Consider the following 24,430-nt stretch of genomic DNA (forward strand, 5'->3'; position numbering starts at 1 on the left):
AAATGAAACCATTATACATTATACTGCAAACACAGCAATAAATAAAGCAAAGGAGAATTAAATTATGAATGCAAAACAAGAATTCACCCGACTGATCAATACACAAACTGAAATTGCTTTGGCTACTTGTACTGACGGCCAGCCCAGTGTGAGGATCGTAAACTTCTGCTTTGACGAAGCCGCCAAAGTACTGCTCTTTACCACGTTTGGAGATAATGAGAAAGTAAAGGAATTGGAAGGCAATAATAAGGTAGCATTTACAACCATTCCCCACTCAGGCAATGAGCATATTAAGGCGAAAGGCATGGCTAAAAAAAGCAGCAGAACGATATTTGACGTAGCGGAACATTTCATTAATAAAATTCCAGGCTACGGAGATATGATAGAACAAGCTGGGGATTACTTAGTACTCTATGAAATTTCTTTTGAATCAGCCGTTGTCACCTTGGATTTTGAGAACATAGAAACATACCATTTAGCTGACTGATCATAAGCATAAATATAGAAAGAATGGCATAGCCTTTGCGCTGTGCCATTCTTTCTATATTATAACTGCCTGATACTTTCCCTGATCTTACAGCTCTTCTCCGTTGGTTTCTATCACTTTTTTATACCAATGGAAGGAATCTTTTCTGAATCGGTTTAACGTACCATTTCCTTCGTCATCCTGATCCACATAGATGAAGCCGTAGCGTTTCGTCATTTCCGATGTCCCGCAGCTGATTAAATCAATACAGCCCCACGTCGTATAACCCATTAAATCGACACCGTCTGTTACTGCCTCCTTCATCTGCTTTACGTGCTCACGGATATAGTCAATCCGGTAATCATCATGAATGCTTCCATCCGCCTCCATCTTATCCCTGGCTCCCAGTCCATTTTCAACCAGGAACAGAGGCTTTTTATAACGGTCATACATTTTATTCAGTGTAATGCGAAGCCCGATGGGGTCAATGGGCCACCCCCACTCCGTCAGCTTTAAATAAGGATTCTTGATCGGACTATCCAGTTTTCCAGCCAGTTCATTTGCATCCGGCCTGTCCTCCGTAACATGGGTCATGTAATAGCTGAATGCGATGAAATCCACCGTATAATCCCTGATGATTTTAAAATCTTCCGGTTCTGTTTCCAGTTTTATGTTCTTTTCATTGAAATACCGTGACATGTAGGAAGGATATTCTCCTCTTGCCTGTACCTCCGGATAAAAGAGGTTGATTTGGTCAGCCTTTAATGCCTGCAGCTGGTCCTCCGGCTTACAGGTTTTTGCATAAGACTCGATCCGGTTGATCATACAGCCGATTTTCGCATCAGGCATAATTTCTCTTCCCGCCTTCACAGCCAGGGAACTGGCTACAAACTGGTAATGAGATGCCTGGTAGGCAGCCTCTTCTAAGTGATCCACTCTGTCAGGAAAACTTCCTGCCCCTGTGTACAGGCTGTTTAAGTTCATATTCATTTCGTTAAATGTGATCCAGTACTTCACGTCATTCTTATAACGTTTGAAGCATGCGGTTGCAAACCGGACAAAGCAATCAATCAGCTCCCGGCTCTGCCAGCCATTATACTTTTCTGACAGAACGATAGGCATTTCATAATGGGATAATGTAATAAGGGGCTCTATGTTATACTTTTTCAGTTCGGCGATTACCTTATCGTAAAAAGCAAATCCGGCTTCATTAGGCTCGGTTTCCAAACCCGTAGGAAAAATTCTTACCCAGGAAATGGAGAACCGGAACACCTTAAATCCCATTTCCGCAAATAATGCGATATCCTCTGCATAACGATGGTAGAAATCGATTCCCCAGCGCTTGGGAAATTTATATTTTTCCTCATTGGCCCGGTACTCTTCCAGTTCCTTTGAGGTGACATTGAACGTAAAATTATTTACTTCTCCTGTTGCGTAGGGATCTTTATAGGCTGCATAATCCGATGTGGACATTCCTTTTCCATCTTCTTTATAGGCTCCTTCGATCTGATTGGCAGCGGTTGCCCCGCCCCATAAAAAACCATCTGGAAATCCATAGTTTACTTCCTGTCTCATAATTATTCTCCTTTTTTGAATCATATTTGAATTGATAGGAACAGCTTGTTTTATAGTCAATGGGATATTCGCAATCCGCTTCGCTACTTGATTCGGTTAAATGTTACTGGAATACGATCAGTACCTCACTGGTTCCCGCCTGTGCCATATCCATAGGGAAATCCAGTACATTCACATATTCATCTGAGTTTGTTACAATTATAGGGGTGATGGGATTTAAATGATTCTCCTTGATGAAATCTAAGTCCACCTTCATCAAAGGCTCTCCCTTCTCTACCCACTGATCTTCTTTTACAAGAACTTCAAAGCCCTTTCCCTGGAGATTCACCGTATCAATCCCGATATGGATCACTACGTTTACCCCACGGTCAGAGATCAGACCGATGGCATGCTTTGTAGGTGCTATCATTTTTACCTGTCCTTGGAAGGGTGCTTTCACGATTCCTTCATCCGGTATGATTGCGATTCCTTTGCCAAGGATACCTTCCGCAAACATCTTGTCAGGAACCTGAGCAAGTCCTACCGCCTTTCCAGTCATGGGAGCAGTTACCGGTATTTTTACCATCTGCCCTTCATGATCTTGGGAGATTTTATCAGCCACCTTCTCTTCTGCCTTTTTCTTTCCTTCCAGAGGAAGAATCATCGTTATAATAAAAGCAGTGAGGAATGAAGCAGCAACACCGATACACGCCCAAATAAAGTTGTTTAACTCCCCTTCTTTTAAGTAAGTAGGCAAAGCGGTAATTCCCGGAATGCTGAAAGCATAAGCCTTAACATGAAAGATGCCGTAAATAGCTCCTCCCACTGCTCCGCCTGCCAATGCTGCATAAAAAGGCTTCTTATATTTTAAGTTCACCCCATATATGGCAGGTTCCGTTATGCCAAACAAAGCGGAAAGTGCACTGGAAAATGCAATGGATTTCATTTTCTTATCCTTTATTTTAAAAGCAGCACCGAGAACAGCGCCGCACTGGCCCATATTGCTAACAATACTCATGGGAAGCAGTAAAATATCGTAGCCAACACCGCCCAGTCCGTCAAAGGTAGACGGGAAAAATGCATAATGCATGCCGGTTATTACGATGACCGACATAAGCCCTCCCATCAATAGGCCGGCCACAGGACCCGCTACTCCAAACAGGGAGATGAAAAAGGCTGCCACATATTTGCCTACATAACTTCCCAAAGGAGCGATGAATACAAGAACCACTGGGGCCGTGATCAGAAGGGAAGCCACTGGCGTCACGATCAGTTTTAAAAAGCTCGGTACAAAACGGTCTATAAATTTATATACGATGCTCAGTAACAGGACACCCAAAATAATTGGGATCACCGTGGAATTGTAATCCATGACAGGAATATTCAGAAACAGGAATTTTACCGTACTGATCCCCTGTCCGCTTAAACTCACAAATGCAGGATACATGATGATTCCGGCAAGAGTCGCAGCCAGATGTTCATTCACTCCAAATTTCTTTCCCGCTGAAAAGGCAACCAGAAATGGAAGGAAGTAATAGGTGGCATTAGAAATCATATCTAAAACAAAATAATTGTCTGATTCCGGATTCAGCACTTTAAGAAATATCAGCAGCGCCAGGATCCCTTTTATAATTCCGGCTCCGGTTATTGCCGGTAAAATGGGATTAAAAATACCTGAGATCACACCAAACACTACGTTGATCGGATTTTCTCTCTTCTTATCCTTCTTAGTCTTTTCTTCCGAAGAAACGACCAGATCTCCCAATTCTTTCTTAACTCCTTCAAATACCTTTAATACCTCATTTCCGATGATCACCTGAAACTGGTCCCCCTGAAACTGGGCTCCTAAGACACCGTTTAAAGCCTGTATGGCCTTCACATCTGCCTTTTCTCTGTCTTTTAAGTGAAAACGCAGCCTGGTAATGCAGTTCCAGGCCTGGGTAATATTATCCTCCCCACCGCAATACCGGATAATTTCCTGAGCTAATTTTAAATGTTCCATACACAAAGTCTCCTTTTCGTTTTATTTTTACTATTAAAATAAATCCTAGTTCGCAGACAATGCCTAATTGAATAGTAACACTCTTGTTTTAATTACTTATTTGCAACATTTGTTATTCTTTCGATATGAAGCAGTAAATAAATGATTTCATCCTTGGAAACATCCCAGGAATAGGCGTCAAGCAGATATTTTGCAATCTTAACAGCGCATTGGTAGCTTTTTTTATAACGGGTTTTTACTGTTTCCAATAAATCTTCATCGTTTAACCCTATGGTGTCCTTCATATGAGTTTCCTGCCGTATGATAAAATACCGCAGATGCACAATAAACCTGGAGTAGTATAAGGAATCCTCATCTAATATCAATTGAAAATGGTAACTGACAATATCCAGGATCCGGCTGATGATCTCTGTAATTTTTAAGGTATCACTCATATCCTGACTTTCAAATTGGGCGTTTACAAAATGAAGGGCTATAAAGGATGCCTCCTGAGGCGGCAATTTTACCTGAAGACGTTCCTCGATTAATTTCACCCCCTTTTTTCCGATTTCATACTCTCTTGGATAGAGGTGGGGGACTTCCCATTGCAATGGATTTTCCACATTCTGATTTTTCTTCGCCCGCTCGATAGCAAAATACAGATGGTCGGCAAGTATGATCAGGATAGAAGCATGAAGCTGTTTTTCCAATATCCTGGAGCCATACTGAATGATTTCTTCCGTGACGGAAACGATGTCTTCCGACAGATTCTGAACCATGGAAGCCAGACGTTTATTGCTGTCATTGATGAAAAGCTTATTGATGGAAGATTCTGAGACCATATCCCCCCTCTTCCGGTTGAAACCGATCCCGGTTCCAAACAGCACGACTTCATTATGATTCTCGTCATAGGCAAGAACGATGTTATTATTCAGTGATTTAACAAACTCGAACATAAAGCACCTCCTTTCTCGTTTAATTTTTCCTTTTTAATCGGTTTCAGTTAACTATCATTTAAAAATAGGATAAAAAAAATCACCAAACACCAATATCCCCTATTATGCGGATATTTGCATTTGATGATGCCTGATCGAGTCAGTAACACTTACTATTAACTTGTCTTCAATATAGCATTTCTTCGTCATATTGTCAAGATAATGTTTTTAACGTTTAAACGAACCCAACAAAACGTTATGAGGTTGATTATTGAACCTGAAATATTATTGCAGTATTAACGAAATCTTCCGACTAAACTGCCTTCCTGTAAAATATGTCCTTGCATAGCAGCCAGTAAATCCCGCTTTCTGGATTTGCTTGGCAGATCCAATAAACAATCCAAAGCATATACATTGAATTGATAAAGGTGCGACCAGTTGAAAGGTGGTTTTGGCCCACGGTATCTATTTCTTCCGTATCCCCGTCCTTGTATTGCCCCATTAAATTCTGCTATATGAGGTCCGTAAGGTATGTTTGGGGGAATTACTTCCATGACGGGAATATTCCAAATTACCCAATGGTTATATGCAGGAATGGGGTGTCCCATATCATCCATTATGATAGCAAGGGATTTGGCATTATCATTTATGGCTGACAGATGCAATTCAGGAGAAATATCCTCTCCACACCCTGTGTATTGAATCGGTATGACGGCTTCGTTCTCAAAAGCCGGACTGGTTACTGATAGTTGGTCTTTCATAATTTACCTGCCTTTCCTTAAGCTCATAATTAAATCTATTTATCCATATATTATACAAACCTTTTCTTATGAGGCTCCCATGCAGATAATTTCTAAAAAAACTCTGACCGATATCATGCGATATAACGGGATCACTGTTTTTACTTATGCAATCCATTATCCCCAGTTTACCTCCTCATGCAGTTCCACGGCAGCGCAGAGCATTAATAAATACTATGAATTCCGGTCGAGACAGTCTGAGATCTACTGCCGGACCGTGCTGTATCCTCAGGCCGTAGATCAGGCCAGGTTCGTACAAAAAAATCAGTTTCCCTTTAACAGCTATCAATTTTTATCTGTTTTTCAGACCACATACAATAAGGGCTGCATCGCCAGCCTTTACACCGATCAATATACGTATCTGGGAGGAGCCCACGGAAATACAATCAGGGATTCCCAGACATGGGACTTTTGTACCGGAAAACAGCTGAAACTAGAAGATTTTTTCCCTAAGACTCCCCCATTTACGGAGTATATTTTTAAGGGGATTCAACAGCAGATAGAAGATCAGATGAAAACAACCCCCTCCCAATATTTTGATGATTATGCAACGCTTCTTCGTGGTAACTTTAACATCAATGGATTTTTTATTAAGCCAGCGGGGATTGTCATCTACTATCAGCAATATGATATCGCTCCCTATGTAAGAGGAATCCCGGAATTTCTTTTTCCTTTCAATGCTGCTCTCCCAATGCCCGGCGCTTCCTGCCAATGATATGCATGACCTACAACTTCACAAAGTGTTCACAATTCCATCAAAGTTTTATCATAATTCCCCTGTATATTTATAATTACAAAAGGAAATAACCTTTTAAATAAAACTTTTTTTCATACAAAGCCGGCAGGAGCCCCCATCTTGCCGGCTCCCTCCATATTAAGCCTGTCCAGTACCTCAAGCATCAGTGGTTCTTCCTATTCAGCCGTATTTCACACTTCCTCATCAAATGCCTCTAACGCTATGGGCAAAGACTTGACTATTGTATTCCCAACTGCGGGTAATCCTACCAGAATACTGCTTATAATTTCTTCTCTTGTTGCTCCTTTGGATTTTGCCATTTTAACATGGAACGGCAATCCGCTTTCAAGACCAACGGCAGCCATCACCGCAAGATAGGCAAGTTCTTTCGTCTTTTTATCCAGTGCGCTTGCATCGTCCACTTTTTGTACCATTTCCATCCAAGCCATTTGTACCTCAGGAGCCTCTTTTGCAAAGGCTTGAAACGCTGGGCTAACCTTCATATAATCACCTCTCTTTTATTACTGATTGAAATGTTCCTTCCATGCCGGAAGCTTTTTCATGCTGTTTTCGGCCATTTGAGCCGCCGCCTTTTCGTCAAACCCCTGTGTCTTGATGATAAAGTTAATCATACCTGCCTTCTTTTCTTCAAATGACTGCATGGAGCCGTCAGGTCGGGCGCAGTGTACACAATAGTCTTTCGTTGTATCCCCGTAGGCAAATTCAGAAGCATCTGCCATTGGCATACCGCAAGCAATACAAACTTTCATTTTATATCCTCCTTTATCTTTTAATCAATTCTAAAAAAGTTTCCATAAGTTCTGAACCATACCGCTCCAAAACCGGTGTATCCGGCGAGAACAAATCTTTGTTTAACAAATAATAATGGACCAATCCCATCCACGTATTAAACAACCGGTGAACAGGAAGATTCTTAATATTGTTTTCACGTTCAAATACCTTGTTAAAATGGTAAGCGGCAATGGATTGAATATTTGAAAATGTTAATCTTGCATCCTCCGGTAATAAACTCCTTTCAGCAATCAATCGAATATAAAACTTTTCGTACCTGGCTAAAACATCTAAATGAGCCTTTAACAGCTCCTCAATATTATCTTTTGTTTCAGACTGCTGATGTATCTCAGAACCCAAAACATCACCAAAATCCTGTATCAGGCAACACAGCAATTCATCCAGTGATGAGAAATGAACGAATATTGTGCCGTGAGAGACACCCGCTTCCTTTGCAATAACAGCCGTTGTAGCTGAGAAGCCTTGTTCGGAATAAATCTGATATGCTGTTTCAAGTATCTTTTTTCGAGTATTTTCTTTTTGCAGTTGCCTTTTCGACTTCAAGTAATGACCTCCAACTCATTGAGTGTATACTCATTGTATTTTATTTTATATCGAGTGTCAAGATGTTATTATTTATTTTTTTATTAATGATGGTTACAGTGATAATTAGCATATATTTTTTGATTCGTCCCCGTTTTAACGCAGTTTCATGACTGTTTAATTATATGTTATTAATATTACATAATAATGTAGTTATATTAAATCGCTTATAATCATTTAATATAGCTTGTAAAACAGGCCGCCAAGCAACTTTACCTTCTTCTGAAACTGTAGAAGAACTTAGAAACCATATGAATCAAACAGCATTCAGACTGCTAGTGCTGATAAACTTTCACGTATCTATTATTTAGGAATAAAAAAATACTGGATTCCCTGAATCCAGGTATTCCATACTTCTAATATCATAAGCCGGCACTATACACCACACAACAAATTTGGTGCATTTAGCCCTTTATACTCACCAAATATTCAAAAGCAAGGTTGAGATTATCCTTTTGGATATTCTCACCCCTGCTTTTTCGAACACTTGCCCCACAATTACTGGTAATGATCCCGAAGCTGCACCAAGTCCACCTCCGGAATCCTAACTTCATCTCCAAGATCCTTCTCATGTTCTTTTAACAGCAAAAGAAGTTCCTTTACTCTTCCATCATACTGCTCCTTAAAAACCAAATTATCGGTTTCAAGTACATCCTGATTCAAATCATAGAACTCTAAATATGTTTCATCCTTAAACAGATCTACAATCAGCTTATCCTTCCCCGCAACCACACAACGGCTGAAATTACCTCTCGACGCATTCCCGTCATACTGGATGAATACAGGCTTCTCTTCCTGGTTTTCGCCGCCTTCCAAAAGAGGCCTGAGGCTGCGCCCATCCATCTGGTGACGAGGTGTAATCGAATAATAATCACATATGGTAGGCAGTAGGTCGATGTGGCTAACCGGCGTCTTCATGTGCCTGCCTCCATTTCTTCCTCCCGGAAGACGAATGGAAAGGGGCGTCCTTACGGACTCCTCATACATGCACATCTTCTGAAACAGGCGATGTGCACCCAGCATTTCTCCATGGTCGGACGTAAAGATAATAACAGAATGGTCATAAAGGCCTCTTCTCTTTAATACATCCAGCACCCGTCCCACACACTCATCCAGCAGGGCTACCAGACCTAAGTATACGCGGAAGGGTTCCTTCCACTCTTCCACGGAATACTGATTGCCGATCACCCCGGTTAAATTATATTTCTGCAGAGGCGACTGATGGGCGTACCAGACCCCTGTATTCTCAGGAAGATGAACATCCTCTTTCTTGACTCTGGAATACCATGGCTCCGGGATATCAAAAGGCGGATGGGGTGCCAAATGCATCATGCTTAAGAACAGGGGCTTATCTGTAGCCACTTCTTCGAGTGCTTCCACGGCCCGGTCGGTAAAATAGCCATCAAAATAATAGGAATAGCCTTCTTCGTACTTACCGGTGGAGGCATTGGAGTAGTTTCGTACCTGGGTATAGGCTCCGCCGTTCATCTCCGGAATCTGGGTACGGAACCGATTTCCCCCAGGTTGACGCTTATCATGCTCATTTAAGAACTCCTTATAGGTCTGCTCGGTAGTCAGCCATCTGGTTTTGGATTCCGGGCGCTTCTCCAGCGGCTCCCCTTCCATAAAGAGATGCTGCTTCCCGCTGTGGATGCATTCCATATCCAGCCGTTCCATCATATCATAGAGGTTGTCAATGTCGGCCCTCACCTTAGCGTAGGCTTTCTCCGGCTTATACCAGCCATTAATAAGGCTCCCGTTCCTCCCCGGGTAGGTCCCCGTAAACAGAGCTCCTCTGGCAGGGGCACATAAGGGGCAGGCGCAGTAAGCCCGGTCGAATACGACACTTTCCCCCATCAGCCGATCTAAATTAGGCGTTACTCCAAGTCCCAGCACATCATAGCGCAGCTGATCCGCGGCAATGACGATCAGATTATCCCGTTGAAATCCTGAATTTTTCATAGCTTTGTATCCTGTCCTTCTTCCCCGGCCATCTTTTTCTTCTTATATTGGAAGGGTGTGACGCCGTAGGTTTCTTTAAATACCTTAATAAAATACTGGGAAGAACTGTATCCAAGCCTGGAAGCGATCTCCTTCATGCTGTAATCCTGATCGATCAGCTCCAGCGCCCGGTTCAATTTCTTTTCCCGGATATATTCCGTATAGCCTTTTCCCATCAGCTGCCGGAACATCCGGCTTAATACATCCGGACGGATGGAAAGGCTGTCTGAAAGATAATCCAGAGAAATGTCATGCTCCAGATGATCCCTTATGATCTGTTCCAGCCTTTCCTTTAGATTCCCGTTCTCCGGACTTTTCTTCTGACGGATGTTCGTCAGCAATACCTCGCAGATCCTGTCCACCCACTCACAGTAGGCGTCTATATCTGAAAGCTGCTTATAATACTCCCGGATATCATAGCCAAACACAATCCACATATCCAGCTGGTATCTCTGTATGGTCTGATAGAGAAGCGTCACCAGGTCACGAAGGGTTGACATGCAGTAATCGATGGTGTAATTACCCGTCAGGAAGGAGACCTTAAACGCTTCAACGTGGTATTTGAAATCCAGGATATTTTCACTGTTGATATCCTTTTCTATCGCTGCGAATAACTTCAAATGGCTGCCATTGCCTTTTCTCTCAGGGATCTTAAGCTCTTCCCATGACAGCAGAACCTCACCAGAATAGATGAACCGGTAGCGGGCAGCCTCGCTGGCGCTTAAAAAGCTCTTCCTCAAATTTTCCGGATCCAAATCCTGGGGCACTCCGCAGACAAAGCCAAGAACATCCACATACCGTTTTAAAATCTCCAGAAGAATCGCCTGTACCTGTTCTTCCCGTTCTCCATCATATATGGTAACCGCAGCCAATTCCCCCTTGTCCAGAGTGGTGAAGAAAACCCGTCCGGTGACGCCATGGCTGTCGAACTCATCCTGCAGACCCTTTAAAGTCAGTTCCTCCCAATCCTGTACCTTCAGATAAACTATGTAACAGCAGACACGGCTAAACTGGCAATCGGAAAACAGCGTTTCATAGGCCTGATCTGATTTCCTGTTCAGAATTAAGGAACGCAGGGAATTCTGATACAGGACCGTCTCCGAATTCTTCACCGTCTCGCTTAAGTCGGAGATTGTTTCCGTTAGAACCGTTAAGGAACCATCAAAGCCCTTGCCCTCTCCGCCTATGGCGATGCCGGCTTCCCGAGAAACAGTTAAAACCCTCTTGTGGTACACATAGTAATTCAAATAGGAAACAACCACCAGAACCAGGATATTAAAGAGAATCGATATGGCAAAATTCTGCAGAAAAATCCTGCTTTTTACATTATAATCCGCCAGAAATGTACTCTCCGGCATATAATAGACATAGTTGAGCCTGGTCAGCGCAGAAGAACCGGAAAATACCATGTTTGGTTCACCGTCCAGCTTCATCTGCACCGGCCGGTCAGCTTTCTCCTCCACCGGGGAAATCTTGCTTAGATCGTTCAGGACTTCTACAGCCCTTCCCTTTTCCGTACCGGGTCCCGACTGGTAAAGGACCCTCCACGCCTCGTCTGCCAGCACAAAGTTTCCACTGCTCATATCAATGTAATCCTGCAGGCTGTCGGGCGTGATGTGAAACGCGGCCACAATGCTCTGCCCCTTCCATTTCGGCCGGGTTATCCGTTTGACATAGGTAAGTACCGGCGCCTTCGTTGGATAGTCTGCATTGGACAGTGGGAAAAAGTACTGGTTTACCTTCAGCTTCTCAAAATCGAAATACCAGGGAAGGTATTGGTTCACCTCTGTTTCATCCTGGGTAAAGTGGATCTTGTCATATCCTGTGACAATGGTCTTCGTCCCTTCATAATAAATATCCAGGCTGACCACATGAGGGTATACCTTCCGCATCTCCTCCATCTTTTCCTGCAAAGCCAGGATATCTTTGGGAGAAGCGCTGATGGACTGCATCTGAGGCAAAAAAATGGGCTCATTGGGCTTCACATCGGAAAAATAAAGCTGGGGGATATCGATTAAGGACTGCATCACCTGTTTATCAATATTTTTAAATGCCAGGTTCGTGACCCGTTCATTATAGTCTACAAAGCTTTCCAGATAGGCATTTTTGTTCATTTTGTGAAATACAAAATAGTTAAATCCGGAGAGAATGGTGATGCTGAATAGATTGATACACAACAGGATATAAAATATGGAAAATTTTTTCGACATGAAAATCCTCCCCCAAAAAGATATTGATATTCTATTGTAGCATAATTCTCTCCTCTTGTCTGTCTTAGCCTTTTACGGAGCCTACTAACATTCCTTTAACGAAATATTTCTGCAGAAACGGATAAGTACAGACGATGGGAAGCAAAGATAGGACAAGGGCCGCCATTTTCATTGTTTCTGTATGGATGATCACGTCCGTCATTGTCTCCATGTCTGCCGTCTGACCGTTGGTTAAAATGGTCTGCAGCACATATTGAAGTACATAAAGATTGCTCTTGGTCACATAGAGCATGTTATCCATCCAGGAATTCCAGTGATGCACACAGTACCATAAGGAGATGGTAGCCACCACCGGCTTTGATAAGGGCAGGTAAATACCGAACAGAACCCGCCAGGGAGTCGCCCCGTCGATCTTTGCCGATTCCTCTAGTTCTCCCGGAATACTCATGAAAAAATTCCGCGTAATAATCAGGGCAAAGCCTGTGATCAGGCAGGGCAGAATGTAAACCAGGAAATTATTAGTCAGGTGAAGATTTTTGATCAGTAAGTATTTGGGAATCATTCCACCCGAAAAATACATGGTAAATACCACAAACAGCATCAGACCTTTCCGGTAGGGGAGGTTCACCTTAGATAGGGGATAAGCAGTCATGATGGTTATCAGCACGCCGCTGGACGTCCCTATGACAGCCCGCAGGATGGTGTTTAGATAGCTGTGCCAGAAATTATTATCCGTAGCAATCTTTTTATAACCTGAAAAATCAAATTTCGTAGGGAACAAGTGAAAACCTGTGGCGTTCACCACCGAAGCCGGGCTCATGGAAACCGTGATTACCTGCATAAAGGGTAGGATGATCGCAATCACCAATATGGCTGCCATTCCATAGGCAAATCCATCTACGATCCAGTCTTCACGGCTCCTCTTTCTTTTTCTGACGGAAGCGATCTCTTCGTCGTTATTCTTTTTCTTTTTCATCTCTATCCTCCTTACCACAGCGCATAGTCATTCGTCTTCCTGGCAACATAATTGGTCAGAATCACCAGAATAAAGGAAATCGTGTTCTTAAACAAATCCACCGCCGTAGTGAAGCTGTACTGCATCTTCTGGATACCCATACGGTAAACGAAGGTGGAAATTACGTCGCCTACGGAATACGTGCTGGGGGTTAAGAAGTTATAAACCTGCTCGAAACTGTCGTTTAAGATCTTACCTGACTCCATGATCAGCATTACCGTGATGATAGGCGCCAGCGCCGGAAGGGTTACATGGATGATTTTCTTGATTCTGCCGGCGCCGTCCATTTCCGCCGCCTCATACAGCGTAGGATCCACCGCCGTCACTGCCGCCAGATAAACGATCGAGCCCCAGCCAATGGATTTCCATAGGTCCGACAGTACCAGCACGCCCCGGAAGCACTTGGGCTCCGCTACGAAGAAGATGGACTCAAACCCTAAGTTCTGCAGCAGGATATTGATGGGACCTCTGGATGGGGAAAGGAATTCGATGATAATTCCTGACACTACAACCCAGGAAACGAAATGGGGTAAATAGGAAATAGACTGAGCAAACTTTTTAAACGGCATACATTTGATCTCATTTAAAATCAAACTTAATATAATAGGCGCCGGGAAGCAGATTAAAAGCTTGTAAAAGCTGATAATAAGCGTGTTCTTCAGTACAGAGACAAAAAACGGGTCGTTGAAAAGCGCCTTAAAATGCTTAAGGCCCACAAAGGGACTTCCGCTGATGCCCTTAAGGGGATAATAATTCTGGAACGCGATCACCAGGCCATACATAGGGCCATAGCAGAATACCAGGAAAAACAGGATGCCGGGAATCAGCATAATGTAATATTCCTTATAATGTGACATATTGTACAGAAAGCCTTTTTTGACGGGCTTTCCCTTCGCTGTTACTGCTGTCATATGAATACCTCCGTTAAAGAAGGGCAGCTGCGGATATTTTCCTCTCGCGGCTGCCCATCTATGCCACATTTAATTATTTGACTGCGGCTATTTTCTCAGCATAAGCCTGCTGAACTGCTTTTTCTGCTGCTTCTCCGCCTGCTTTTTTGAATTCTTCCACAAAGGTGTCAAAGTAGTCGATTGGCTTTGCGCCTGTAATTATATCGAAATATGCCTGGTTGGTGAGGGAATCCAGGGTTGCGATAACGTTGGAAACCTCTTCTACCGGCGGCGCATTGAAGCGGTAATATCCATTTCCAGTCACTTCATGGCCGAATTTTCTCTTCTGCGGTGTCACATTCTCGGCAAAGTTCACTGTGCTGCCGAAATCTACCTGAAGCACACCTTCTTTTCTCAAGTCTGTGCCTTCCATGATCCTGATGGGACCTAAGTCTGCCATTTTCCAATGCTTTCCTTCTATTCCATAGTTCACTAATCTCGCATAATCCATGTCAGAATAATATGCATCCAGCATAGCCAGGAAAGCGTCTACGATGCGTGGATCGCTGGCCCCCTTGGTGGTCAGACAGGTCATACGTCCGGTTAAATTCCAGCCCTCTGTTCCGGACTGTCCGTCTGGTCCGATGGGTGCCGGCCCGATCACAATATCTCCATCAGGATTGAGGCCCTTGAATTCCTTCATGCAGACACCCCAGTTTTCCTCATTCTTTGTGTCGGTGCTGGCATTTAAATAATGATAAGGCTGTGCGGAGGTCAAACCAATCTTCCCATTCATGAAGGAATGAGAAAGCCATGCATATCCGCCGTGGTTTTCGCCTGTGATAAATTCCTTGTCGATGAGGCCCTTGGTATACCAGTCATGAAGCTTAGCAAGAACTTCCTTGGCTTTTGGCTGGATATAAGGAAAATATGGTACATTATCCTCGCCCAACTGCATCTCCTCTACTTTAAAACGTGGATTGCCGCCGGTCACACAGCGCAAACCATAAGCACCAAAGACAGCACCGAAGGTACGTTCTGCCATGGCTGCCGTATCCTTCTTTCCATTTCCGTCAGGATCCTGCTCCACAAAAGCAGTCAGGACTTTCTCATACTCGTCCAGTGTCTTTGGAACCTCAAGACCTAACTTATCCAGCCAGTCCTTTCTCCAGAACATGGCCATAGGAACTGCATCCATGGGGTTTGTCACACCGTAGTTCTTACCTTTGTAGACCAGGGTGCTCCACAAGGATCCGTCGTCGTACTGATCTGCAATCTTTGCATAGTTTGGTGCCTTCTCACGGATCTCTTCTATAGGAAGTTCTCCAATGATTCCGCCATCTACATAATCAGGAAGCTGGCTTAAGTTGTCGATTACCAGCACGTCCGGCATCTCGCCGCCGGCAAATCTGACATTTAAGTTTTCCTGGTATTTATTGGAATCCACATACCAGGCTTTCAAGTCAATATTGAAGCGATCCTCAATCATCTTTACTACTTCTGCATTATCATCCACCTCTGCGGAGGTAGCGCCTACCAGCCATGTCATCTGTACCGGCTCGCCTTTTTCCTCTGCAGTTGCGGGGGCTTCCGCGGTCTGGCCCTGGGTGCTTTCCGCCGGCTTGGAAGAACAGCCTGCCAGAACAGAGGCTGCCATCATTGATGCCATGAAACCGGCAATCAGTCGTTTTGATTTCTTCATCTCTTCATAATCTCCTTTTTTTACATTATTTTTCAAATCGTTTCTTTGCTTGTTACATCATGATCAGATTGCAACCGCGTTTGTTTCTGAGCACATGCTATCATACCATTTTTCTGATGGCAATCCATAAAAATTTGAAAAATAACAATTTTTTGAAATCGTTTTTTCTCATGCAAAACCCTTGTAAACACTGGGTTTCTTTTGGCTTGTGCCTGTATTTCATTCCATTTTCCAACTTTTTGTACGTGATTATATGGGATTTCGCTCATCTTTATTTTGTAAGCCACAAAATTTTGGTATTTTGCAAAAAAATATGGTTGTACGTTATTTTTTCATTTCCTATAATTGGCTTAACTTGAAATTTGTCTTAATACGGTATAGAAAGGAATCCATCGCTATGCAGCAGCAACGCCATCCCAACATTCTGTTCCTCATGACCGATGAACACCGTCCCGATCTGGCAGGCTGGGCGGGAAACCCGGTCATCCGGACGCCAAACCTCGACCGTCTGGCAAAAGACAGTGTCATTTTCGACCATGCCTATACTCCCTCCCCCGTCTGCATCCCTGCCCGTCAGTGTCTCATGAGCGGACAGCTGCCAAGGACCTGCGGATGCCAGGTTTTTGGTGAAGACTTACCTCCCTTTTACCCGACCTTTGCCCGCACCTTTTCTGAACACGCCTACCATACGGTTTGCTGTGGAAAGCTCCACCATAACGGTCCTGACCAGATGCAGGGGTGGCTTCGACGAATAGGCCGGGACTGCCGCATCACTGAGCGGTTTGTCCCGGGGCTTGATATGGAAGAGCTGTCCCGGGTCAGAATCTCCCAGGCAGACCATCGCTGGACCAATGCCAAAGAGGTACAGCGTTCAGGTCCGGGCCATGCGCGCAATACGGTGGATGACGAATATACCCTGCAAGGGGCTTTGGATATCCTGGAGGAGATTTTTGAGTCCCCTTACTATGACAAACCTCAGCAAAACCAACCGCTTCTATTAAAGGTCAGCTTTGTCCTCCCCCATTACCCGTATTTCTGCAGGGAGGACTTATTTAAATATTATTTAAACCGGGTTCCCATCTACGGAGCAGAACAGCCGCTTTCCGGCCACCCCTATCTGGACACAAAGCACCTTAAGATAGGAACGGATGTAACCCTAAGGGAGGTACAGCGCACCACAGCCGCTTATTACGCCATGATAGAAACAGTGGACGGATACATTGGGCAAATCCTTGAGAAGCTTGAGGAAACAGGTCAGGATCCGGATGACTGGATCATCCTGTTTACCAGCGACCATGGTGAAATGCTGGGAGAACATGGGATATGGGCCAAGCACAAATTCTATGAAGCCAGCGTAAGAGTGCCCCTGTTTCTCCGTTTTCCTAAACGCTTTGCTCCCCGCCATGTATCCGAGAATGTGAATCTTTGCGACTTATATGCCACACTTTGTGATCTTTGCGGCATCCCAATCCCATCAGGGCTGGACAGCCGTTCCTTAACCGGACTTATGGACGGTAGTCAGGACGACTGGGATGATGAAAGCATCAGCCAATACTTAGGAGAATATTTAATGATTAAAAAAGGGCCGCTTAAGTACCAATACTACGGCCCAGACATGCCGCCGGTGCTGTTTGATTTGGATAAGAATCCGTCAGAGACCATAAATTACATCCATGCGCCGGAGTATCAGGAAGTCATAAGGGCTTTTAAACAGCGCAGTGCAGAGCTGGGATTTGGAGCAGTTACCTCCGGTCCTGTCTGCCCATAGCAAAAGGAGGAAAAACCATGACAGAAATCTACCCTTCAATCAAAGATATCCTTCCGGAAGGAATGAGCGTCTCCACCCTGCTGTCTCAATTGCGGGAGCGAGTACTGGAGGCCAATCAACATCTTACCGCCCTGGAACGGGGGCAACTGGTAAAGGAACAGTTTCCCGAGCTTGCCGCGGACACGCTGCGTCTTGCAGACGAAGCCCTGGCCGGACAGCTGGTCCTTCCCGGTACAGGCCCGGCACTCTACTATGTAGGCAATCCCCCGGAGTGGACTGTGAACCCTGTAGGGGATAATGAATACACCTTTCATTTAAACCGGATGCACCATTGGAAAACCTTATGCGAGGCCTACAGCCTGACCGGTGCGCTCAAATATGCCCAAAAGGCCATACAGGAAATCACAGACTGGATTGACCGCGTCCCCTGCCCTGCCCTTAAGGACAAAACAGGGGCTTACGCACCCAGCCGATTCGATGGGCTCACTCCTTGGAGGGCCCTGGAGGTGGGCATCCGCGGATACCGCACCTGGCCCTATGTAGTGGAACTGTTGGCGGACACTCCCTATATGACGGAAGCCTTTCTGGAGAAGCTGCTTCCCTGTGTCTACATCCATTGCCGGATCCTCTATGAGATATCCCCCCTCCTTTGGCCCAAGGCAGACCACAACCACTACCTGATGGAGAATTTAGGTTTGCTCTCCTTCTCCTTACTCTTCCCGGAGATGAAAGGCAGTGAAGCTTTCCGGGCCCATGCCTTAAGAGAGCTGGACCGCTGTATGGACGCTCAGTGCACCCCCTGCGGCGGACAGATTGAGGGCTGCCCCTCCTACCATAACGGATGTGTATTTTGGTTCGCCATGCGGAATGTATTTTCCAGAAAGTATCATATAGAAGAATCGGAAAGCTACACCAGGAGGCTTAATAGCATGTTCCTCCACTCCATCCACTCCACCCGTGCCTGCGGCGGCAATTTCCCCTGGGGCGACAGCCACACAGCCGATAAGGAAACGATGTGCCTGGCAGCCGTATCTTGCTATATGGCCTCCGGTGACCGGAACTACTTAGCCGCGGCGGCGCATTTTTATCCCATTGCCTCCATCTTATCAGACATCCGGGATAATTTGTGGCGGATTCCTGAGATTAACCGCTTAAAGGAGGATTTAAACTGGGCAGAGAAACATCCCAAATGCCCGGAGCTTCCCCTTCTGGCCTGGCAAAGAGATTTAAATCAGGTATATCTGCGTACCTCCTGGGAAACGGATGCCTTAAGTCTTATGACCGCCTGCCGCACCCCTGTGCAGAATCAGCACGCTCATATGGACCCGGGAGGCTTTGATTTCACCGCCTACGGCCTGCCCCTGATCTCCGACCCGGGGATCTATACCTATAAAAGCGGTGAAAACCGTTACCGTTTCAAGCGTACAGCTTCCCACAACTGTCTCACGGTAAATGAGGCGGACGCCTGGGAATACCAAGGCTCCTGGGCATATGGCCCGCAAAAAAGCGGCTGCATTTGTGCAGTGGAGCAGACAGAAGGAGTGACCTTCATCACCTCCCGCCATGAAAATTATGCTCCGGCCATTGCCACACGGCACTTGGCACTTGTGGATGACCGGTTCCTGGTAATCATCGACCATGTGACCGGACTTTCGAAGACGGATACCGTCCAGATCCACTATCACTTAAACAGGACCGAACTGATCCACAGTGGAATGCGCTCCATCATCTCCATGGATGATGGCCCTGCCATCGAACTGGCGGTGGGCAACGATCCGGCTGATTTGGTAATAGAAGATGGAAAAATTTCTACTATTAACGACGTCTGGCATGATTCTAAACTGGTCTGCTTCCATATAACGCCGGTTGAAAACGGAGAATGCTGGTTCGCCACACTGGCCGTCCCCCATCCTCAGTCCCCCGGAAAGCAGACATCATCGGTTCGGCGGCTTTCATCAGACGGCCGTCTCGTGCTGGAATGCCAGGCAGACAATCATGCCTTCCGTCTGACCTTGGACGGGAATCAATTGATCAGAGAGAACCTTTAATAGGACCGCATTTTTTGAATACATAATACAACATGGTGAAAGACGCGCATCATTTTTCTATTACTATTTTGCCGCAGGCGTCAGCGGCGGAATGGAGATTAATATGACCAAAACCAATTCCCACACTGCTTATTCCCCAAAGGGTATAAAACATCGTCGGCCCATCCCTGACCGCGAAGCAGAAATTACAGATCAACAGCTGTTTGAGGCCCTGGATTTGGAACTGCCCGGGCTTTCGGCTGTGAAATCTGCCTGGAGACAGGGTGATACCGCCGCTGCCAAAAAAGCCCTGGTCAGCTATTTTGAAACCCGGAGCAATGTGGCCTATTACTATGATTACCGTCGGCTCCCCCTCCAGAAGATGGAGCCGGATGAGCTGCCCTATGCCTATCAGTCCTCTCTGGGCCTTAGGGGCAGCTTAAAGGAATTCTGCCTGCAGTCCGGGAAAAGCATGATGGAACACCGCTATCTCCTTCCAGGTGCCAGAAAGGTAGAGGATTTGGGGCCCGCCTTTGAATCCATGATCCATTTTAATTTCCTGGAGGATCAGGGCAAACGCCACCGTCACAGCCTGAACATGTTTGTAAGAGGCCAGTTCCTTGAAGCCCTCTGTGTCCTGTATCATGAAGACGAGGACCCGAATGTCCTGGCTTCTTTTACAGAAATTATCCATAAGTTTTTTGAGACTTATCCGCTGGTCATTGAGGATCCGACTCCGGAGGCCAGCCGCTTCCAGTTCACAGAGGATCGGGATGCCATGAGTGTAGGCTGGCTGACCATGGTGCTCATCAGCCTGTTTTATACCAGAGTTCCATATGAAATCGACACAGACACTGCCTTCGAATTACTAAAGCATATCTGGTTTCTGGGTATCCAATTCCAGCGCTTTGAGTCAGATAGCTACCGCCCTTACAACCACCATATGTGGGAGCGCGGCCTTGTACCGTTTCTCCTTAGCATTCTGCTGCCCGAGATTCCTGATTTCCGTGCCTATAAAGAAAGAGGTGCCGAGATCGTATGCCGCCATATCAAAGAGGACTTTAATGAGGATGGCGGCTACAACGAGCATTCCATCGCCTACTGGTCGGGTGCTGCCGTAGGGGAAATGCTGTTTCGCGGGATCTATCTGGCAAAATTAAACCAGGAGCAGCTGTTAGATAAGGAAGCGGACCGGAAAATGTACGCCACCTTTTCCCTCTTAGCTATGCTGACCCCTCCCGGCCCCCTCTATCCTGCTCTTGGCGACAATGGAGGCCCTTTGGCGGATCCCATTCTGGGATTAGGCAGAAGCATTATGGACCATCCTATGTGCACAATGCTTTTAGATGCCAGGGTTACCGGGCAGGAAACTGATCCCTCCGTGCTCCCCCTGGACGTTTGCAGTCAGAGAGCCGGCTTCCTCTGCAGCAAAAGCTCCTATGGCCCCAAAGGTAACTACCTTCTCATGTCCGCCAAGACGGAATGCGGCTGTTCCGGCCACAACCACATGGATATGCTGTCCCTGTTTGTCACCTTCCGCGGAGAAGAGTTCATCGGAGAGCCTTATAGCGGCAAGCTGTATCATTCCATCCGCATGGGCAGCCCGCACCGGGGATATATGTACAACATGACCTCTCACAACACGGTCTTGGCCCATCAGGAACCTGTACTGCCGGATACTATGTATGCCAACAAGTGGGGGGTATACCGTCCGGACTCGCCCGTTACGAACTACCGGACTGAGCCAGACGGCATTTATGTAAGGGCTCACCATGATGCCTATACCTACTGCCGCCATACACGCAGGCTTTTATTCCATCGAACCCGGGGACTTATTGTACGGGATGATATGGAACGGGGCAGCCGCCAGACGGCTCCCCACATACAGCGCTGGCACTTAATGCCCGGAACTGCCTGCCACGTACTGAATGATACTTCCGTCCTATTGGAGAAAAACGGAGTCTCCATCCTGTGCATATGGTCCGGCTGCCAGGATATCCGCGTATGGAAAAATACTGCGCTTTGCCCGGAAATATATACCTCCGAGGATCTTCTGGCACCGATTTTGGACATCTGCTTTGCGGCGCCCGAGGATAAGAAAGTAGATATCAGCACAGTTGGCCTAAGCCTTCTTATGCTGGATGTGACGGACGCACCGGACAGATCCCCGGCCGCACCCTGGCCCTTAAGCAGCTTAGAGGCACAGCTTAGCGCTGTGATTCCCATGATGGAGGACAAAGAAGCGCTAAACCATTTTCCTTCGCTGTAATTTAAGAACCACACCCATGGAACCTATTAAAAACATCAAAACTGCAGAATGAGAGGAAACTATGACCCACGAAAAATTGATGAAAAAACCAGAACTCACACAGGAAGAGGCAAATGCTGCACTACGTCTCGCCATCCGCCAGACAGAGAGCTGCCTTGGCGAATTTTCCCAGCAATTCAAATCCATATTCTCAGAAGGCGGCTTCTACTCTCCCGCCCCCAATGAGCAGTGGACCAATGGCTTCTGGACAGGCGAGCTATGGCTGGCCTATGAAAACAGCGGGGATGACCGCTTCCGTGAGGCTGCTGCCAAGCAGATAGACAGCTTTCTTACGCGCATCGAAACCGGAAACCGCACAGATACCCATGACCTGGGTTTTCTCTACTCCCTTTCCTGTGTGGCAGGCTATAAGCTTACTGGGAACCAGACTGCAAGAAAGGCGGCGCTGCTGGCAGCCGACCGCTTAAAGGCCCGGTTCCATCAGAAAGGCCGTTTTATCCAGGCCTGGGGCTCCTTAGAAAATCGGAATAATTACCGGCTGATCATCGATTGCCTGCTAAACCTGCCGTTACTGTATTGGGCCACAGAAGAAACCGGCCTTCCTGAATACGCCGATGTGGCCAGGGCTCACCTGGAAACTGCTTTAAGCGTCATCATCCGCCCCGACTACTCCACTTACCACACCTATTACTTTGACCCTGATACCGGAATACCCTTAAGGGGCGTCACCCACCAAGGCTACTCAGCGGATTCCGCCTGGGCCAGAGGCCAGTCCTGGGGCGTCTATGGCCTGGCCCTAAGCTATCGTTATACGAAAGACCCCAAGTATCTGGAAGACTTTAAGCATGTAACCGATTATTTCATCTCCCACCTTCCGGAAAATCTGATTCCTTATTGGGATTTTATTTTTGAAGAAGGCAGTGAGGAACCATGGGATTCCTCTGCCTCCGCCATCGCCATCTGCGGCATCCTGGAGATGTGTAAGTATTTACCGGAAGCAGAAGCCGCCCCTTATCTGGCCGCCGCCAAACGGATGATGAAGGCTCTGGTGGACCTTTGCGCCGTCTCTTCACCGGAGATTTCCAATGGCCAGCTGCTTCACGGTGTTTACGGAAAGAAAACCCCTTATAACGACTGTATCGATCACGGCATTGACGAATGCAATCTCTGGGGCGATTACTACTATGTGGAAGCCCTGACCCGCATGACTAAGGACTGGAATCCTTACTGGTAGGAGGCTGCTATGAATGTAATCACCATTTTGTCAGACGAACATTCCTATGAGATGATGCACTTTATCAATCACTCCCATTTACGGACCCCGAACTTGGACCGGCTGGCCGGTGAAGGCATCGTCTTTGACAGCTTTTACTCCACCTGCCCGGTGTGCGCACCGGCCAGGGCCAGCTTCTTTACCGGAGATTACGTGCATCAGCTTGGAACCTGGGACAATTCCACTCCCTACGACGGGACCGTGGAGGGTATTTCCCACCACGCGGTGAGAAAAGGACGCTCCTTCGCCTGTATCGGCAAGACCCATTTCCATCACGAAGGCAGCTATGAATTTACTTTTGAGTCATTGGCCGGCTACATGCACAAACCTGATATCGGCTGCTATTACAGGGATCAGAAGATTGGAAGGATAGGGGCCGAAAAACGCTTTGAACGGATCGGTATCAAGACCGAAGAAAGCTTTGACGATCGGGTTCTGGCTGAAAGCCTGTCCTGGCTGGAGGCGCATCGGGATGAAGAAAATTTCATGCTTTATATCGGCTTTCTGGATCCTCACTTTCCGTTTTATGTGAAACAGGAGCACTGGGACTACTATAATTCCCGGATCACGGAAATCCCCGATGAACTGCGGCCACCCTTTACGTCCCTCAATCCTTCCCTGGAATGGATGCGCACTTATTTTAAGTGTGAGCAGGTTCCCGAAGAAACCATCCGCAGAGTCCTGGTGGGGTATCACTGTGCCATAGAAGAGCTTGATGAGCGCCTGGGCATCCTCTTAGACGCCGTCGACCGTCTTGGTCTGCGTGACAATACGGCTATCTGCTATTCCAGCGACCACGGCGAACAGCTGGGCTATCACGGGATGTGGTGGAAATGCTGCATGTTCGAGCAGTCTGCTCATATCCCGCTGATCCTACGGGTTCCAGGAATCACGGCGAAGCGCATACCCGCGCCCGCCAGCCTGGCAGACCTTTATCCTACATTTTGTGATTTGTTAGACATTCCGCAGCCTAAAGCGATCGCCGGACATAGCCTCATGAAACTAATCATAGACGGCATAGACCCGGACCGGCCGGATTTCGCTTTCAGCGAATATCACGCCCATGGCATACCGGACGGGATGTTCATGATCCGCTGGGGACGGTATAAATACGTATTTTACTGCAATGACAGCCCTCAGATGTTTGATTTGGAAGAAGACCCGGGTGAACATGAAAATATTCTGGAAACCCGCTTCAATGACCCGGAGGTCCAAAGAGTATTGGACAGCTGCCACAGCCGTCTTCTCTCCGTTTGCGATCCCCATGAAGTCAATGCCCGGGCAAAGGAATTTCAAGAACGTATGAAAAAGGAAATGGGACTAGAAGATTATGCTTCCGAAAAGGGGCAGTGGGTGCCTCACCCGGAAGCCATTGTTGCGACAAAAAATGAGGTTATTGAATAAGAAT

At 46.3% G+C, this 24,430-nt stretch carries 20 protein-coding genes; 7 read left to right on the top strand and 13 right to left on the bottom strand.

The window, feature by feature from the left end; translation table 11 throughout:
• The first annotated feature begins 64 nt into the window (after positions 1-64).
• A complete protein-coding gene (locus ACHZES_RS08040) occupies positions 65-487 on the top strand; it encodes a pyridoxamine 5'-phosphate oxidase family protein (protein WP_395548326.1) in 423 nt (140 codons plus the stop codon).
• A gap of 87 nt (positions 488-574) precedes the next feature.
• Here the strand turns inward: ACHZES_RS08040 and ACHZES_RS08045 are convergent, their stop codons facing one another.
• The 4 genes from ACHZES_RS08045 to ACHZES_RS08060 all read right to left on the bottom strand — a co-directional run bounded on the left by ACHZES_RS08045 (position 575) and on the right by ACHZES_RS08060 (position 5,697).
• Complete coding sequence (locus ACHZES_RS08045) at positions 575-2,041, bottom strand: glycoside hydrolase family 1 protein (protein WP_084719521.1); 1,467 nt, start codon at positions 2,039-2,041, stop codon at positions 575-577.
• Positions 2,042-2,144: 103 nt separating this feature from the next.
• Positions 2,145-4,022: a beta-glucoside-specific PTS transporter subunit IIABC gene (locus tag ACHZES_RS08050; protein ID WP_154521836.1), complete on the bottom strand. Its 1,878-nt coding sequence runs from the start codon at positions 4,020-4,022 to the stop codon at positions 2,145-2,147.
• Positions 4,023-4,114: 92 nt separating this feature from the next.
• Positions 4,115-4,957, bottom strand: a complete 843-nt coding sequence (licT, locus tag ACHZES_RS08055) for a BglG family transcription antiterminator LicT (protein WP_154521838.1) — start codon at positions 4,955-4,957, stop codon at positions 4,115-4,117.
• Positions 4,958-5,232: 275 nt separating this feature from the next.
• The gene (locus ACHZES_RS08060) at positions 5,233-5,697 is read right to left on the bottom strand and encodes a YbhB/YbcL family Raf kinase inhibitor-like protein (RefSeq protein WP_395548325.1); all 465 of its coding nucleotides are present in this window, start codon (positions 5,695-5,697) and stop codon (positions 5,233-5,235) included.
• A gap of 79 nt (positions 5,698-5,776) precedes the next feature.
• Between ACHZES_RS08060 and ACHZES_RS08065 the strand changes: the two genes are divergently transcribed.
• Positions 5,777-6,451 (top strand): DUF3298 and DUF4163 domain-containing protein, encoded by a 675-nt coding sequence (locus ACHZES_RS08065; RefSeq protein WP_395548324.1) that lies wholly within the window; start codon positions 5,777-5,779, stop codon positions 6,449-6,451.
• Positions 6,452-6,663: 212 nt separating this feature from the next.
• On the opposite strand, the gene ACHZES_RS08070 is transcribed toward ACHZES_RS08065, so the two are convergent.
• From ACHZES_RS08070 to ACHZES_RS08110, 9 genes are all read right to left on the bottom strand, one after another.
• Entirely contained in the window at positions 6,664-6,975 is a 312-nt protein-coding gene (locus ACHZES_RS08070; RefSeq protein ID WP_038279356.1) for a carboxymuconolactone decarboxylase family protein, read from the bottom strand.
• An 18-nt stretch (positions 6,976-6,993) separates the two neighbouring features.
• Positions 6,994-7,242, bottom strand: coding sequence for a zinc ribbon domain-containing protein (locus ACHZES_RS08075; protein WP_395548323.1), 249 nt, complete (start codon positions 7,240-7,242; stop codon positions 6,994-6,996).
• Positions 7,243-7,255: 13 nt separating this feature from the next.
• On the bottom strand, positions 7,256-7,828 hold the full coding sequence (locus tag ACHZES_RS08080; protein ID WP_038279117.1) for a TetR/AcrR family transcriptional regulator: 573 nt from the start codon (positions 7,826-7,828) through the stop codon (positions 7,256-7,258).
• Between the two features lie 537 nt (positions 7,829-8,365).
• Complete coding sequence (locus ACHZES_RS08085; RefSeq protein WP_395548322.1) at positions 8,366-9,829, bottom strand: sulfatase; 1,464 nt, start codon at positions 9,827-9,829, stop codon at positions 8,366-8,368.
• Entirely contained in the window at positions 9,826-12,078 is a 2,253-nt protein-coding gene (locus tag ACHZES_RS08090; RefSeq protein ID WP_395548321.1) for a helix-turn-helix transcriptional regulator, read from the bottom strand. Before ACHZES_RS08090 ends, ACHZES_RS08085 begins: the two co-directional genes overlap by 4 nt.
• Positions 12,079-12,142: 64 nt before the next feature.
• Entirely contained in the window at positions 12,143-13,054 is a 912-nt protein-coding gene (locus tag ACHZES_RS08095) for a carbohydrate ABC transporter permease (protein ID WP_089994606.1), read from the bottom strand.
• An 11-nt stretch (positions 13,055-13,065) separates the two neighbouring features.
• Positions 13,066-14,004 carry a sugar ABC transporter permease gene (locus ACHZES_RS08100; RefSeq protein WP_038279123.1) on the bottom strand — a complete coding sequence of 313 codons (939 nt, stop codon included), beginning with the start codon at positions 14,002-14,004 and terminating at the stop codon, positions 13,066-13,068.
• Between the two features lie 73 nt (positions 14,005-14,077).
• The gene (locus ACHZES_RS08105) at positions 14,078-15,685 is read right to left on the bottom strand and encodes an extracellular solute-binding protein (protein ID WP_038279125.1); all 1,608 of its coding nucleotides are present in this window, start codon (positions 15,683-15,685) and stop codon (positions 14,078-14,080) included.
• Positions 15,686-15,717: 32 nt separating this feature from the next.
• Positions 15,718-15,954 carry a hypothetical protein gene (locus ACHZES_RS08110; protein WP_404820349.1) on the bottom strand — a complete coding sequence of 79 codons (237 nt, stop codon included), beginning with the start codon at positions 15,952-15,954 and terminating at the stop codon, positions 15,718-15,720.
• A 128-nt stretch (positions 15,955-16,082) separates the two neighbouring features.
• On the opposite strand from ACHZES_RS08110, the gene ACHZES_RS08115 reads away from it, so the two are divergent.
• The 5 genes from ACHZES_RS08115 (at position 16,083) to ACHZES_RS08135 (ending at position 24,426) form a co-directional block, all read left to right on the top strand.
• Positions 16,083-17,453 carry a sulfatase-like hydrolase/transferase gene (locus tag ACHZES_RS08115; protein WP_404820350.1) on the top strand — a complete coding sequence of 457 codons (1,371 nt, stop codon included), beginning with the start codon at positions 16,083-16,085 and terminating at the stop codon, positions 17,451-17,453.
• Between the two features lie 17 nt (positions 17,454-17,470).
• A complete protein-coding gene (locus ACHZES_RS08120; protein WP_395548318.1) occupies positions 17,471-19,501 on the top strand; it encodes an alginate lyase family protein in 2,031 nt (676 codons plus the stop codon).
• A gap of 103 nt (positions 19,502-19,604) precedes the next feature.
• Positions 19,605-21,749, top strand: a complete 2,145-nt coding sequence (locus tag ACHZES_RS08125) for a heparinase II/III family protein (RefSeq protein WP_395548317.1) — start codon at positions 19,605-19,607, stop codon at positions 21,747-21,749.
• 61 nt (positions 21,750-21,810) lie between these two features.
• The gene (locus tag ACHZES_RS08130; protein WP_404820351.1) at positions 21,811-22,983 is read left to right on the top strand and encodes a glycoside hydrolase family 88 protein; all 1,173 of its coding nucleotides are present in this window, start codon (positions 21,811-21,813) and stop codon (positions 22,981-22,983) included.
• A 9-nt stretch (positions 22,984-22,992) separates the two neighbouring features.
• On the top strand, positions 22,993-24,426 hold the full coding sequence (locus ACHZES_RS08135) for a sulfatase-like hydrolase/transferase (protein ID WP_395548315.1): 1,434 nt from the start codon (positions 22,993-22,995) through the stop codon (positions 24,424-24,426).
• Positions 24,427-24,430 lie beyond the last annotated feature (4 nt).

Source organism: Lacrimispora sanguinis (assembly GCF_044987295.1).
GTDB lineage: Bacteria > Bacillota > Clostridia > Lachnospirales > Lachnospiraceae > Lacrimispora > Lacrimispora celerecrescens_B.